The following is a 12638-nucleotide window of genomic DNA, read 5'->3' as shown; positions in this document are numbered from 1 at the left end:
TGGTGAGGCGTGGCCGCTCAGGACGCGGCCGAGGCGGATACTTTCGCCCGGACCTCGTCCATGTCGAGCCCCTTGACGGCGGTGATGAGCTCGTCCAGGCCGGTGGCATTCATGGCGCCCGGCTGGGAGAAGACAAGAATACCGTCGCGGAACGCCATCAGGGTGGGGATGGAGGTGATCTGTGCCGCCGCGGCCAGCGCAGGCTCGGCCTCCGTGTCCACCTTGGCGAAGACGACGTCGGAGTGCGCCTCGGAGGCCTTGCTGAACGTCGGGGCAAACATGCGGCACGGACCGCACCACGCTGCCCAGAAGTCCACCAGCACAATGTCGTTGCCGGAGATCGTGTCGTTGAAGGTCTTTTCGGAAATGTCGATGGTTGCCATGAATCCAATTTATACCCCCGGGGGTATTTTGCGCAAGCGTCCGGATGCTTTCAGGCCGCCCGATCGTCTCGACTTGCCAAATACCCCCGGGGGTATCACGATTGAAGAGAAGCAAACCCACCCGGGATACCCGGACGCCTGAAAGGAAAGCATGATGAAAAGCATTTCAGTGGATGACCTCGCGGCCCTGGGGCCGGGCGTGTCCATTATTGACGTCCGCGAGGCCGAGGAATACGCCGAAGCCAGCGTTCCCGGCACCAAAAACCTGCCGCTGTCCCGGTTTTCGCAGTCGCTTGGGGATATTCCGATCGGCCGCACCGTGTACGTTATGTGCGCCTCCGGCGGACGCAGTTCGAGGGCCACGGCGCACCTCGTGGAACACGGATATGACGCGGTCAACGTCATGGGCGGCATTACCGAGTGGTACCGGAACGGCCATCCGGTGGCCTACAGCGGCGGGAACTGACCGTGAGCACCGTCGTTGGCGGGGCGGCCGCAGGGTTGGGCCCCGATGCCGGCCGGCGTCGAACCGTCAATAGGCTCAAGCGTGCACAGGGGCAGCTGGCGGCGTTGATCGCCGCCGTCGAGTCCGGGGCCGACTGCGGGGGAGTAGTCACCCAGCTCTCTGCGGTCCGCGGGGCCCTCGATAAGGCGGGCTTCGAGTTGATCTCCTCCGCCATGCGCGACTGCATTGCGGACTCCCCGGCTGCGCCCCGTGCCGGGGATGACGATTCTGCAGCGGGGCGCAAGCCGACCCTCGAGGAAATCCGCGGGCTTTTCCTTCGCCTGACCTGAGGCCCGTACGCCTCCCGGCAGGTTGAACGCCCAATACCCCCTGGGGTATATTGTTGAGGGTTATCTCAACCCAGTTCACCACGACCTTTTCCACCAACGCCCGAAAGGTGCACCCGCATGGATCTCACCGCACAGCAGCTCAACGACCAGCTCAAGAACGGCAGCGACGCCCAGATCGTGGACGTCCGCGAGGACGCGGAAGTGGCGGGCGGCATGATTGCCGGCGCGCGCCACATTCCGCTGGGCCACCTTGCCGCAAAGATGGGCGAACTGGACAAGGCCCGTCCCGTCGTCGCCGTGTGCCGCAGCGGCCGCCGCAGTGCGGCCGCCGCCGACCAGCTGACCGCCGCCGGCTTCACCGCCTACACCATGACTGGCGGGATGCTCGACTGGGCTGCCGCGGGCCTCCCCGCCGGCTAAGACCCCCACGAACTGCCCGGGCGGCGCTTTCCCCCCAGCGCGCCGCCCGGGCCCCACCTGTCCAGGCTCCGCCCCCGCGGGCTGCCGGACCGGTGGATGGCGGCTTCCCGACCGTGGGCTGCCGCCGGAACCACCCAAGCTAGACCGAAAGAGACTATGACTTCCTCAAACAAAACCACCACGACCGACACCGCACCCCAGACCATTGACGCGTCCACCCTGAAGGCCTGGGAGGACAACCACGATGACCTGATGGTGATCGACGTACGCAGCGGTGCCGAGTTTGATTCGATGCACATCAAGGGCTCCTACCATGTCCCGCTGCCGCTGCTGAGCGAGCACACCGAAGAGTTCGCCGCCAAGATGGGCACCCGCGTGGTCCTGGTCTGCCAGTCCGGCAACCGGGCCGAGCAGGCCCGCAAGCACCTGGACGCCGTAGGCCTGGGCAGCGCGAGCGTGCTCGCCGGCGGCGTCCCCGCCTACGCCATGGCCGGCGGCAACGTCGTCAAGGGTAAGAACACCTGGGCGCTGGAGCGCCAGGTGCGCATGACGGCGGGCTCGCTGGTCCTGGCCGGCATCGTCGGCAGCAAGTTCCTCTCGCCGAAGCTCGGCCTGCTGGCCGGCGGCATCGGCGCGGGCCTGACCTTCTCCGCGGCCACGAACAGCTGCGCCATGGGCCAGATGCTCTCCAAGATGCCGTGGAACCGTTCCGCGAACGAGCCCACCGCGCACCAGGCCCTGCAGAACCTGGGCGCCAAGGCATGATCCTCACCGCGGCGGCGTTCGGGCTGATCGTTGGCGGCCTGCTCGGCCTGGTCGGAGGCGGCGGGTCCATTCTTGCCGTCCCCGCCCTCGTCTACGGCGTGGGGCTCCCGCTGGCCGCGGCGATCCCGACGTCGCTGGTCGTCGTCGGTGCGTCCTCCGCCGTCGCGGTGCTGCCCCGCCTGCGGGGCGGGGTGAACTGGCGGCTGGCCCTCATTATCGGGGCGGCCGGCACCGCCACCGCGTACCTCGGCGCCTACGTGAACCGGCTGCTGGACCCGAAAGTGCTGCTGCTGGCGTTTGCCGCGATCATGGTCTTCGCCGGGATCCGGATGATGCTGCCGTCCAAGGCCTCCGGCGGGTCCTGCGCCTTGCCCGGCGGCGGTGTCCACTGGCGCAGCTGCCTGCCCAAGGCCATTGCCACCGGCGCCGTCGTGGGCTTCCTCACCGGGCTCCTGGGCGTCGGCGGCGGCTTCCTGATCGTCCCGGCCCTGACCCTGGTCCTGGGCCTGCCCATGGCGGTGACCGTCGGCACCTCGCTGGTCATCATCGTGATCAACTCGGTCGCCGGGTTCGCCGCGCACCTTGGTGACCTGCAGATCGACTGGGCCGTCACGGCAGCGTTCGCCGGCGCAGCGATGGTGGCGTCCCTGGTCGCCGGCCGGCTCGGAACCAACATCCCGGACAAGGTGCTCAAGCGCGCATTCGGCGTCCTGGTCCTGCTGGTCGCCGCCTACGTGAGCGTGCAGGCCCTGCTCTCCTAGCAGCACCCGTTGCCTACAGAAGGCGCCGGAGGATTGATTCCTCCGGCGCCTTTCTGCGTGCCCGCGCCGTTGGCAGGAGCGTGGGCCGGGCCGTCCTCGAGATACAGGGGTTAGGGGTCTCGGTGTGGCATGGTGGGCGCATGGCGACTGACACGCACAGGGGGTACGCCGGATGAGTCATGACGGCGAGGAAAGGATCCGAGGCGTCCGCGTCGTCCGCCCGGACCAATGGAGCGCCCTGCCGATCCAGCCGCCCGCCGGCTACTGGTGGCGCCTGACGCGGCGGCTCTCGGTTGCGTTCCTGTCGGCCCTTGGGGTAATGGCGTCGCTGGCGATCTGTTCAGTGACGGGGGCGAGGCCCCCGGAATGGCTTATCTCCGTCGCCCTTGCGGCAATCGTGGCTCCGGCCGTGGCCGTGATCATCCTTTGCGTGATCGCGGCCCGGCCATACAAGGCAGAGCGCCGGCTCGGCTACACCACCTGGCCCTCGGTGCGTGAACTGGCAAGGGTTTGAGATAGCGAGCCCCACCATGCCGCCTTCCGGATGAGGGATTGGCCTGGGAACAACAAAGACCTTCGGCAGAACAACGACCATCAGCACGACAAAGACCATCGGCGGCACCCCCTGCTGGGAGTGCCGCCGATGGTCTTTGCGCGGTGGTGTCCGGGCGTCCGGGCCCGGTTAGGCGGCGTTGACGGCTGCCTTCGTCTGCTGCCAGGCGGCCCAGGCGGCGTAGCTGCCGTCGAGTTCGACGACGTCGTAGCCGGCGCGGCGCAGGGCGCTGGCCGCGACGGAGTTCCGGACACCGCTCTGGCAGTAGGACACGATGGTGCCCTCGGCCGGGAGCTTATCCAGGTGCCACATCACGCGGCCGCCGCTGAGCTGGTACGAGCCCGGGATGTGGCCGGCGGTGTGCTCGGTGCGGTTCCGGACGTCCAGGATCATGGCAGCGTCGAAGCCGTCGAGTTCCTCCGGCTGGATCAGCTTCGGGGTGCTGGCAGGCAGGCCCTCGAGGCTGGTGAGGTAGCCGGCGACGTTGTCGATGCCGACGCGGACGAGGTGGTCCCACATCTCCTGCGCGTCAGCCTGGCTGGACGCGAGCAGGACCAGCGGGTTCTTGTCGGTTTCGGGGTTCACGACCCAGGCGCCGAAGCTGGCGGTGGACTTGCCGGCCGGGATGTTCAGCGACCGGGCAACGGTGCCCTCGTGGACCTGGCCGTTGGGGCGGGTGTCCACGAAGGTCAGGGTGTCGTCGGCCAGGCCGGCGGCAACGTCGGCGGTGGCGAGTTCGGCCAGCGGGGTCCGCTCGCCCATCACGGCCGGGCCTTCGCGGTTTTCACGCTTCATCCGGGCGAAGTAAGCGTGCGCGTCGGGCTGGCCGTCGAGGAGCTCGTCGATGAAGCCCTGCTCGTCGTTGGCGGCGAGGTAAGGGCCCCACCAGGCGTAGAGCCGTTCGTAGCCGACGGTGGAGGAGGGGATGGCGCCCAGGGCCTTGCCGCAGGCACTGCCGGCGCCGTGGCCGGGGTGGACCTGAACGTGGTCCGGCAGGGTCAGGAACTTGTCCCGGAGGCTGGCGAAGAGCTGCTTCGCGCCCTCGAAGCGCGTATCGACGCCGCCGGCGGCCTCGTCGAGCAGGTCCGGCCGGCCCAGGTCACCGGAGAACACGAAGTCGCCGGAGAGCAGGTAACCGGGGGTGTTCGCGAATGCGCCGTCGGTGATCAGGAAGGACAGGTGCTCGGGCGTGTGGCCGGGGGTATGCAGCGCCTTGACCGTGATGTTGCCGAGGGTGATCTCTTCATTGTCGTGCAGGCGTTCGGCGTCGAAGCCGTACTGCCAGTCGGCTCCGCCCTCGCCGGAGACGTAGGCGGTGGCGCCGGTTGCGGCGGCCAGTTCCCGGGTGCCGGAGAGGAAGTCGGCGTGGATGTGGGTCTCGGTGACGGCCACGATCTTCATGCCATTGGCGGCGGCGAGGTCCTCGTAGACGGCGATGTCGCGCCGGGGATCAACGACCAGCGCCTCTCCCTTGGCCTGGCAGCCGATGAAATAGCTGGCCTGGGCGAGGTCTTCGTCATAGATGCGCTCGATAAGCATTCAGGGTGCTCCTTCTTGATGTAGACGGGGAAGGGATTCCTTCCTCTTCTGACTTCAACAATAATACCCCCGGGGGTATCACGCAAGCTGCGTCCGGACGGCTTCGGCGGCCGGGACGGTGCCTAGCCGCCCACCCTGGCCATCACCTTGTTGATGGTTGCCGCCAGGCCGTCCGCCGCCTGCTGGACGGCGCTGTCGGAGAGGGTCTTGGTTTCGGTTTCGACGCAGAGCCTGCCCTTACGGGCACCCACAAGGACATGCCGGACGCCGGTTCCGTCGGGAAGCATATATACAACGGCGTAGCCGGTCTGCCCGCTGGTATCGACGGTGGGGTGTTTGAGCGGCGACCAGGTCCGGGACCCGGCCGAAGGCAGCTGCTCCTGAACCGTGGTGCAGCCGGCCAGATCCGCGGCCCGTCGGTCGAAAGCGGACCCGTCCGGCGACGGCGCAGGCAGGCCGATGAGCCGCAGGCTGATCTGGTAAGGTTCCTGGCCAGTGCCTGGGATCTCCGCCACCACGGTGGCTGCCCCGCCCAGCGAGGCAAGGTACGCCGCGTCGTCGTAGATGCAGTGTGGGGCGGCCGGATCCGCGGGTGTTGCCGGTGCCGTAGGCGTGTAGCGGCCCTCCAGCACCTGGGCCGGGCTTCCGTTGGGCCCGGTAATGCCCTGCAGCAGCCGCGCCAGTTGCTCCGGGGTCTGAAGTTCGGGTGCCTGCCGCGACGGTGGTTGGGCTGGTGCGGGGTGCGCCGACGCCGGTTCCGACGGCGGGCTGGCCGGCGCACTGGCGGGCGGCGCGGCGGCCGGGGCGCCGCCGGCCAGTTCCCGGACCAGCTTCTGGGCCAGCCCGAGCAGCGGCGCCAGGGCGGACTGGAGTTCGTCGTCGGACGGATTGGCCGGCACCTGCCGGCTGAGCCCGAGAGACACCGTTCCCTTGAGGACCTGCAGGGACACGGTGCTGGCAGCCGGGGCAGTATCTGCTGCTGCGGCCGGGCTCGAAACCAGGGCGTAGGCCCGTTCCCCCAGTTCAGGGACGGTCAGCAGCCGGATGGTGGTCGGCGGCGAGTCCGCGGAGGCCTGCCGGAAGCTCGCGCAGGTGGCGGCCTGCTCGTCGGCGTAGGCGAAGTCCGCGGCAACCACCGTGTCCCGGGGCGCGCTCCTGGCCAGCACAAAGGCCACGGCCTCGCGGGACCACGCTCCGGTGAGCGTCAGGACGCCGGCCGCGAAATTCATGTCCAGGTCTGCGCTGCTGGTCGGCGCGCTGTGCGGCTGGAAGACGCCGCATTCACCGGGCTCGACGGCGGGCCCCTGCGCGGGTGCAGGCCGTCCCTGAAGGCGCGTCCGCAGGTCCGCGCTCTTTGAGACCCTCCCGGCGCCCTGCTGGCTGCCGTTGATCGCCCGGTCCACCAGGGCCATCAGTTCCTCGTCGGAGAGCACCGCATCACCTGCCGGAGACGCTGAGGCGCCGGCAGGGGAGGGGGACTCGGCGGCGGACGAGGCGGGGCGGCTGCTGGCAGGAGGAGGGGGTGGTGATCCGGGTGTGCAGCCGCCCAGCGCCACCGCGGCCGCGGCGCAGGCCAGAAACCAGCGCTGTCGCCACGGGGGACCGCCGGGGATTCTGGTTCTTGTTGCAGCACCTGGGCGCACGACTGGACTCCCTGCCGTCGAAAGATGTGCTGCGCCCAGCTTCCGCCCCGCGCTCCGGCGGCACCAGAGGATTTATGCCCGGCGCCACAAAGGCACCGTCCTCAGCCGAAGATGGTGCCTTTGTGGTGTGACGATGCCTTAGGTATTGCGGTGACGGATACGGCGCCGCCCGCCTCTGTCCTACTGGTAGACGCGGACCCAGTCGACCTGCATCTGCGACGGGCTGGTGGCGGTGCCGTCGGGGAACCAGTCGAGCTGCATCGTCTGGTGCATGCCCACCGTGGGCTGGTGCGCCGGGTTGGTGTCGCTGAACGTCTTCACGCCGTCGATGTAGCCGGTGATCCCGGTCGGCGTCCACTCCACCGCGTAGTTGTGCCATTGCGTCGTGTCCACGGGCGTGGCGGCCGTCGTCTGGAAGTCCCCGCCGCTGCAGGCGTAGTGCAGGAAGAACTTCATGGAAGCCGTGTTCGAGGTGCCTTCCGCGAAATCCACCTCGGCACAGTTCGGCGAGGTGTTGTTGTTCGGCCACAGCAGCAGCACGGGGTGGTACTCGGAGTCGCGGGCGTTGGTCTTCATCCGGGTCTCCCAGCGGCCGTACTTCTGCTGGCCGAACTTTGCCGACATCCCGCCGGTGGTGCCGGCCGCGTCGCCGGTGACCGTGGCGACGCCGTTGGCCACGGACCACGCCTGCGGGCTGCGGACGCCCTTGCCGGCATGTCCGGCGCCGTTGAAGACGCCCCACTTGGTGGCGTCCGGGGCGCCGGCGTAGGAGAATTCGTCGCCGGCCAGAACGGGACCCCAGCCCAGGGCGGCCGCGGCCTGTGCTCCGTCGCCGGCGGGGGCTGCCGGGGCCAGTGCCACTGCGGGCGCTGCCGGCACCGCGGATGCTGCGGCCGGCACGGCCGGGGGAGTGTTGGGTGCCGCCGCGGCGGCAGCCGGCGGAGCTGCCGGGGCCGCTGCGGTGGTCTCCGCGGGGGCCGGAGCGGCGGCGGAGGTGGCCGGCGCCGACGTCGGGGATGCTGCCCGGGCAGACGACGTCGGGCTGACCGCCTTGGTGGGCGCGGCGGTACCGGCTGAGGACGCAGCGCTGCATCCGGTCAGCGACAAGGCACCGAGGGTAACGGTGATGGCAATCTTCTTGAACAAGTGACCCCTCCGGGCTATTGAATTGGCGCAAGCGTCAGGCGCGGTCGGGCCGCTGGCGAGCGTCTTGCAGCTTCTTTCAGCCCCGCCTGGCGGACAGGGCGAGCAGGCGCCGAATGGCGCGGCGGCGCCCTGCACAGCGGGCATCCGGGGCCCTGCGTTCGGGCCTGGCCCTCGGGCCAGCCGTCAACGTTACCCGATCGTAACCTTCGTTCGCAAAACGCCTGCCGGTCCTAGGGCCATGGCCGGAGAAAGAGATGGGGCCCTGCTGCAACCGGGCGGCCGGTCCTCGACATCTCCGACGAACCCTACGACGGGAACCCGGCCCACTCCGCAGAGAGCATCGCACGCGGAAAGTTCGCCGCGCAGGGTTGACCCCGGCTGCCGGACCGGGCCGGCGGCTGCGACAGAATGGACCCATGAGCGAGGCCGGTGACTTCATTGATGCGGCGCTGCAGCGCGAAAGCACCTGGCAGCGGGCCGAGGAGGCACGGTCCCGCTTCGGCCCGGAACTCGGGTCCTATGGCGCCTCCGTCGGCGCCGTCCGGGGCGCGGTCCGGGATGCGCTCCGCCGCTACCGGCACCTCGGCCGTGAGGGAATCACGGCGCTCAGCTCGGAATTGTGGGCGGTACCGGTCTTCGAACGCCGCCTCGCCGCCGTCGTCCTGCTGCAGTCCCGTCTCGCCATGCTGGACAACTCGGACCTGACCCGGATCGAAGGCTTCCTGCGCGGTGCGCGCCTGCGTGAGCTGGCGGATCCGCTGGCGGTCGACGTCGTCGGGCCGCTGATTGCGGGTCTTGACGGGGTAAGCCGGAACCGGGCCGAGGCTGTGCTGGAACGGTGGCTGCAGGATCCGGACCCGTGGCTGCGCCGCGCGGCGCTGCTGGCACCAACGGGCGAACTCCGCTCCGACGGTGGCAGGCGCCGCAAGCTTCCCTAGCGGGACGGCCTGCGCTCCACAACGGCGTAGGCCTTGCCATCGAGGAACTGCCAATCCGTCACGACCATAAAGCCGAGGGCATCTACACGGTCGTTCAGGACGTGGACGTCGAATCCGCCGTCGCGCGGTTCGGCGTCCCAGGTGGCAACGTGGATTTCCCCGCCCTCGAGAATCAGCAGCTCCGTGTTGACGTCGAAGTCCTCCTGCGGCTGGTCACTTAGCTGGCAGATGGCGACACAGTGCCGGTTCATAACAGGGCCTCCGCTCCGGGAACGCTGGATGAGCCCATCCTATGCGTGGCGGCGCCCGGCGCCCTAGGCCTAATTCCCCGCCAGGACACGCCCCCGTTACCTGAATGTGACATTACCGCCCAGTACCGTTACCGTGGATAGGTGCCTGTTTGTTTCCGATACGGGCGCTTCCGAGCCGATTGCCTAACTCTGCCGCGGCCCGGAATCCGAATGCAACCTTCTGGCAGAGACGGGGAAACCACTTATGACCTGCCGCTCCGGCGGGTCTTGGGGTGAAGCCGCACAACCCGCTCTGACGGGTCCGCGGCCGGGTGCCTCCCATCCGAATCCGACAGCTCACCTCGCAGGCATTGGGAGAGGCTACCAACATGACTTCACGCACTACTGCCGCGCGCCATCGTTCCGACGTCCCCGCAGGACGGACCTCAGCATTTTCGGTCAAGCCCGGCACGGTCGGCCGCCAGGCCGCAGTCATTATGGCGGCGTCCGGCCTCGTCCTGACGAGCGGCATGGCGGCCAATGCCGCGTCCGCACCGGCCGAGCGCGACTCCGCCCCGGCATCATCAGTCGACGTCGCCAGCAAGGTCTCGGCCCCGGTCACCGCCGACTCCGCGGTGCAGATCAGCTTCGACCGTCCGGCCGTGGCCACCACGCCCGCGCCCGTCGTCGAGCAGCCCAAGCCCGTCGCCGCACCGGCGGTTGCCCAGGCTCCTGCCGCCCCCAAGATCACGGTCCAGGCCCAGGCTGCCGTTGCCCCGGCCCCGGCTGCCGGCGGAGTCAACGCCGCAATGCTGTCGGCCGCCTACAGCCAGATCGGCATCACCCAGGACTGCACCGCCATGGTCGAGAAGGCCCTCGGCGCTGCCGGCATCCCGGTCGGCGACCTGGGTCCCCAGCAGTTCATGAACTACGGCAAGGTTGTGGCCGACCCGCAGCCGGGCGACATGATCGTCCAGTCCGGCCACGTCGCCATCTACGCCGGCAACGGCCAGGCCATCAGCGGCGGCATGAACGGATCCAACCAGACGATCTCGCACCCGCTCTCCTGGCTGACCGCCACCGGCGGTGTGACGTTCGTCCGCGCCGGAGCGTAAGCACCGTGTAGGCATTGCACCAGCACTGCTCCCGAAGGCCGGTGGCCGGTTGTCGCTACGACAGCCGGCCACCGGCTTTCGCTGGTCCGCCGCAACTCAGCTGGTGTACCGCAGCCGGACCACTCCGTTGCCGAACGTCCGAGTTTCGGCGAGCGTAAGTGCGGCCCTGTTGTCTGCGGGCTTGAACAGCGGCGTGCCCTGCCCCAGCAGCACCGGGTGGATGTAGATCCAGTACTCGTCGATCAGTCCGAGCCGTCGGAAGCTGTCCGCCAGCCGGGCTCCGCCCAGGGCCAGGTCGCCGCCGGGCTGTGCCTTGAGTGCCAGGATGTCCTCGACGACGACGTCGCGCGCCACCGTGGTGTTCCAATCGGCGCTCTCCAGGGTTTTGGAGTAGACGATCTTGGGCATCTCGCGCCAGATGCCCGCGAACTCGGCCTCGGGCGGCGTGCTGGCCGGGTTCCGGTCCGCCGTCGGCCAGTAGGCGGCCATCAGCTCATAGGTGATGCGGCCGTCCAGGAAGGCGCCCATGGTGCGGAGCTCCTCGTTGAAGTGGCTGTGGAGCTCGTCGTCCACCATGTGCCAGTCAAGCTCCCGGTGGGGGCCTTCCATGAACCCGTCCAGGGACACCTGCAGTGCAAAGATGATCTTCCGCATGCGCCGAGCCTACGCGCGCACCGGACCCCGGGGAACAGCCCGGCGGAGAACGTTCCGGGGGGAAACGACGGCGGGAACCGCCGCCCCCGCCCGCGGAGACCGGCAACATGGTGCCGGTCCGGGGCCGGGTGGCGGGCTGAATCTCCTCACTCAGGTCGTTTCGGCAGTATCTTGCCGAAAGTCGTAAATTGCGGCACGATAGGGGGAGTTTCCCGCCCGAACCGGCAAAATGATGCCGGACAGTCGTGGCGGGTCCGTTGGGGAGGGAAAACAATGGATGATGTGGCGGCGATCGCCGAGGGAATCCGCCGGGGCAGGAAGGATGCGCGGCTGACCCAGGAGGACCTGGCGCATCTGGCCGGCACCTCGGAGCGCACCGTTCGCGCCATCGAGACCGGGACCGGCAACCCCTCGCTGCAGGCCGTGGTGGCCGTGGCGAATGTGCTGGGCCTGAAGCTCGCGGTGGCCTGATGCCGGCCGAACTGCAGGATCTGCGCTTTGTCCGGGCCGCCGATGTCTACAAAAACGGGGTCCCGGCGGGGGAGTTGGCGCGCACCGGCCAGGGCGGCGTGCGCTTCTCCTACCGCGCCGACTACCTCGCGGGCGGTTATCCCGCCGTCGCGGTCTCGCTGCCCCTGTCCGAGACGGCGGTGGAAGCCCCGGCCGGCGCCCTGCCGGCCTTCTTTGCAGGCCTGTTGCCCGAGGGGCACCGGCTCACGGTCTTGAAGAACGCTACCAAGACAAGCTTCGATGACGAGTTGACCCTGCTGCTCGCCGTCGGCTCCGACGTGCCCGGCGACGTCCAGGTGGTGCCCGCCGGCGAGCCCCCGGCCGAGCCGGCGGCACTGGCCGACACCTCGCGGCCCGAGGAGTTGGACTTTTCTTTCCTCGCGAACACCGTGGACCTGCACGGCATCCCGGGCGTGCAGCGCAAGACCAGTGCCTCCATGCTGACCACGCCGCTGGCCCTGCGCGGGCACCGCTACCTGCTGAAGCTGGATCCGCCGGAACATCCGCATCTGGTGGAAAACGAGGCAGCCCATTTGAATGCTGCGAAGGCGCTGAAGATCGCGGTCGCCAAGAGTTCCGTCATCGCGGACCGGAACGGGCTGCCCGGGCTCCTGGTGGAACGGTTCGACCGCTACAGGACGCCCGACGGCGCGTGGCACCGGCTGCCCCTGGAGGACGGCACCCAGGTGCTGGGCCTTCCGCCGGCCTCGAAATACGGGGTGAGCGCCGAACAGGTGGCTGCCGCGCTGGCCGGCATCTGCAAGGCGCCGCTGGTTGCCAGCCGGAACCTGTACCTGCAGTTCCTCTTCGCCTGGCTGACCGGAAACGGCGATCTTCACGCGAAGAACCTGGCCGTCCTCGGCGGCGCCGCCGGCTTCATCATGGCCCCCGTGTATGACGTTCCGTGCACCCTGCTGTACGGCGACGAAACCCTCGCGCTGCCCGTGGCCGGAAAAACCAAGAACCTCAAGGCCAGGCACTGGGCGGAATTCGCGCACACCCTTGGGCTGCCGCCGCGGGCTGCGGCGGGCGCCAACCGCACCGCCCTTGCGGCAGCCGGGGCCATCCGTCTCGAGGAGTTGCCGTTCGCCGGCTCCCCGTTGCGTGGCGCCCAACGGGAGCTGCGCTTCAGGCGCCAGGAACTGGGGTTCTGAGCCAAGGTTTTCTCAAGGTCCGGCCCTTGCCA

Annotated in this window: 16 protein-coding genes and 1 riboswitch; of the genes, 10 read left to right on the top strand and 6 right to left on the bottom strand. The window is 69.0% G+C overall.

The window, feature by feature from the left end; genetic code table 11:
- Positions 1-17: 17 nt before the first annotated feature.
- The gene (trxA, locus tag ABLI39_RS00200) at positions 18-383 is read right to left on the bottom strand and encodes a thioredoxin (RefSeq protein WP_349411323.1); all 366 of its coding nucleotides are present in this window, start codon (positions 381-383) and stop codon (positions 18-20) included.
- A gap of 154 nt (positions 384-537) precedes the next feature.
- Between trxA and ABLI39_RS00195 the strand changes: the two genes are divergently transcribed.
- From ABLI39_RS00195 to ABLI39_RS00170, 6 genes are all read left to right on the top strand, one after another.
- The gene (locus ABLI39_RS00195) at positions 538-849 is read left to right on the top strand and encodes a rhodanese-like domain-containing protein (protein WP_349411322.1); all 312 of its coding nucleotides are present in this window, start codon (positions 538-540) and stop codon (positions 847-849) included.
- A gap of 2 nt (positions 850-851) precedes the next feature.
- The gene (locus tag ABLI39_RS00190) at positions 852-1178 is read left to right on the top strand and encodes a metal-sensitive transcriptional regulator (RefSeq protein WP_349411321.1); all 327 of its coding nucleotides are present in this window, start codon (positions 852-854) and stop codon (positions 1176-1178) included.
- Positions 1179-1295: 117 nt separating this feature from the next.
- A complete protein-coding gene (locus ABLI39_RS00185) occupies positions 1296-1598 on the top strand; it encodes a rhodanese-like domain-containing protein (RefSeq protein WP_349411320.1) in 303 nt (100 codons plus the stop codon).
- Positions 1599-1754: 156 nt separating this feature from the next.
- Complete coding sequence (locus tag ABLI39_RS00180) at positions 1755-2363, top strand: rhodanese-like domain-containing protein (RefSeq protein ID WP_349411319.1); 609 nt, start codon at positions 1755-1757, stop codon at positions 2361-2363.
- Positions 2360-3124: a sulfite exporter TauE/SafE family protein gene (locus ABLI39_RS00175; protein ID WP_349411318.1), complete on the top strand. Its 765-nt coding sequence runs from the start codon at positions 2360-2362 to the stop codon at positions 3122-3124. Before ABLI39_RS00180 ends, ABLI39_RS00175 begins: the two co-directional genes overlap by 4 nt.
- Positions 3125-3296: 172 nt before the next feature.
- A complete protein-coding gene (locus tag ABLI39_RS00170; RefSeq protein WP_349411317.1) occupies positions 3297-3638 on the top strand; it encodes a hypothetical protein in 342 nt (113 codons plus the stop codon).
- Between the two features lie 168 nt (positions 3639-3806).
- Here the strand turns inward: ABLI39_RS00170 and ABLI39_RS00165 are convergent, their stop codons facing one another.
- From ABLI39_RS00165 to ABLI39_RS00155, 3 genes are all read right to left on the bottom strand, one after another.
- On the bottom strand, positions 3807-5216 hold the full coding sequence (locus ABLI39_RS00165) for an MBL fold metallo-hydrolase (RefSeq protein WP_349411316.1): 1410 nt from the start codon (positions 5214-5216) through the stop codon (positions 3807-3809).
- Between the two features lie 122 nt (positions 5217-5338).
- A complete protein-coding gene (locus ABLI39_RS00160; protein ID WP_349411315.1) occupies positions 5339-6649 on the bottom strand; it encodes a hypothetical protein in 1311 nt (436 codons plus the stop codon).
- 390 nt (positions 6650-7039) lie between these two features.
- The gene (locus tag ABLI39_RS00155; RefSeq protein ID WP_349411314.1) at positions 7040-8005 is read right to left on the bottom strand and encodes a glycoside hydrolase family 16 protein; all 966 of its coding nucleotides are present in this window, start codon (positions 8003-8005) and stop codon (positions 7040-7042) included.
- A 416-nt stretch (positions 8006-8421) separates the two neighbouring features.
- On the opposite strand from ABLI39_RS00155, the gene ABLI39_RS00150 reads away from it, so the two are divergent.
- Entirely contained in the window at positions 8422-8943 is a 522-nt protein-coding gene (locus tag ABLI39_RS00150; RefSeq protein ID WP_349411313.1) for a DNA alkylation repair protein, read from the top strand.
- Here the strand turns inward: ABLI39_RS00150 and ABLI39_RS00145 are convergent.
- Positions 8940-9194, bottom strand: coding sequence for a hypothetical protein (locus ABLI39_RS00145; RefSeq protein WP_349411312.1), 255 nt, complete (start codon positions 9192-9194; stop codon positions 8940-8942). The two genes, ABLI39_RS00150 and ABLI39_RS00145, sit on opposite strands and share 4 nt — an antisense overlap.
- A gap of 201 nt (positions 9195-9395) precedes the next feature.
- A riboswitch (cyclic di-AMP (ydaO/yuaA leader) is annotated at positions 9396-9558 on the top strand.
- Positions 9559-9562: 4 nt separating this feature from the next.
- On the opposite strand from ABLI39_RS00145, the gene ABLI39_RS00140 reads away from it, so the two are divergent.
- The gene (locus tag ABLI39_RS00140) at positions 9563-10288 is read left to right on the top strand and encodes an NlpC/P60 family protein (protein ID WP_349411311.1); all 726 of its coding nucleotides are present in this window, start codon (positions 9563-9565) and stop codon (positions 10286-10288) included.
- A gap of 96 nt (positions 10289-10384) precedes the next feature.
- Here ABLI39_RS00140 and ABLI39_RS00135 read toward each other — a convergent pair whose 3' ends face one another.
- Positions 10385-10942 (bottom strand): dihydrofolate reductase family protein, encoded by a 558-nt coding sequence (locus ABLI39_RS00135; RefSeq protein WP_349411310.1) that lies wholly within the window; start codon positions 10940-10942, stop codon positions 10385-10387.
- A gap of 273 nt (positions 10943-11215) precedes the next feature.
- Between ABLI39_RS00135 and ABLI39_RS00130 the strand changes: the two genes are divergently transcribed.
- Both ABLI39_RS00130 and ABLI39_RS00125 read left to right on the top strand, forming a co-directional pair.
- Positions 11216-11413 (top strand): helix-turn-helix transcriptional regulator, encoded by a 198-nt coding sequence (locus ABLI39_RS00130; protein WP_349411309.1) that lies wholly within the window; start codon positions 11216-11218, stop codon positions 11411-11413.
- Positions 11413-12606: a type II toxin-antitoxin system HipA family toxin gene (locus ABLI39_RS00125; RefSeq protein ID WP_349411308.1), complete on the top strand. Its 1194-nt coding sequence runs from the start codon at positions 11413-11415 to the stop codon at positions 12604-12606. Before ABLI39_RS00130 ends, ABLI39_RS00125 begins: the two co-directional genes overlap by 1 nt.
- Positions 12607-12638 lie beyond the last annotated feature (32 nt).

It is taken from the genome of Pseudarthrobacter sp. B907, assembly GCF_040137805.1.
Taxonomy (GTDB): Bacteria; Actinomycetota; Actinomycetes; order Actinomycetales; family Micrococcaceae; genus Arthrobacter.
Note: the sequence above shows the minus strand (reverse complement) of the source record. Positions and strands in the feature narration are given on the sequence as shown.

What these genes read in the sequence shown, in the direction of transcription:
- trxA (WP_349411323.1), bottom strand. Translation starts at nt 383, where the DNA reads ATGGCAACCATCGACATTTCCGAAAAGACCTTCAACGACACGATCTCC.
- ABLI39_RS00195 (WP_349411322.1), top strand. Translation starts at nt 538, where the DNA reads ATGAAAAGCATTTCAGTGGATGACCTCGCGGCCCTGGGGCCGGGCGTG.
- ABLI39_RS00185 (WP_349411320.1), top strand. Translation starts at nt 1,296, where the DNA reads ATGGATCTCACCGCACAGCAGCTCAACGACCAGCTCAAGAACGGCAGC.
- ABLI39_RS00180 (WP_349411319.1), top strand. Translation starts at nt 1,755, where the DNA reads ATGACTTCCTCAAACAAAACCACCACGACCGACACCGCACCCCAGACC.
- ABLI39_RS00175 (WP_349411318.1), top strand. Translation starts at nt 2,360, where the DNA reads ATGATCCTCACCGCGGCGGCGTTCGGGCTGATCGTTGGCGGCCTGCTC.
- ABLI39_RS00170 (WP_349411317.1), top strand. Translation starts at nt 3,297, where the DNA reads ATGAGTCATGACGGCGAGGAAAGGATCCGAGGCGTCCGCGTCGTCCGC.
- ABLI39_RS00165 (WP_349411316.1), bottom strand. Translation starts at nt 5,216, where the DNA reads ATGCTTATCGAGCGCATCTATGACGAAGACCTCGCCCAGGCCAGCTAT.
- ABLI39_RS00150 (WP_349411313.1), top strand. Translation starts at nt 8,422, where the DNA reads ATGAGCGAGGCCGGTGACTTCATTGATGCGGCGCTGCAGCGCGAAAGC.
- ABLI39_RS00145 (WP_349411312.1), bottom strand. Translation starts at nt 9,194, where the DNA reads ATGAACCGGCACTGTGTCGCCATCTGCCAGCTAAGTGACCAGCCGCAG.
- ABLI39_RS00140 (WP_349411311.1), top strand. Translation starts at nt 9,563, where the DNA reads ATGACTTCACGCACTACTGCCGCGCGCCATCGTTCCGACGTCCCCGCA.
- ABLI39_RS00135 (WP_349411310.1), bottom strand. Translation starts at nt 10,942, where the DNA reads ATGCGGAAGATCATCTTTGCACTGCAGGTGTCCCTGGACGGGTTCATG.
- ABLI39_RS00130 (WP_349411309.1), top strand. Translation starts at nt 11,216, where the DNA reads ATGGATGATGTGGCGGCGATCGCCGAGGGAATCCGCCGGGGCAGGAAG.
- ABLI39_RS00125 (WP_349411308.1), top strand. Translation starts at nt 11,413, where the DNA reads ATGCCGGCCGAACTGCAGGATCTGCGCTTTGTCCGGGCCGCCGATGTC.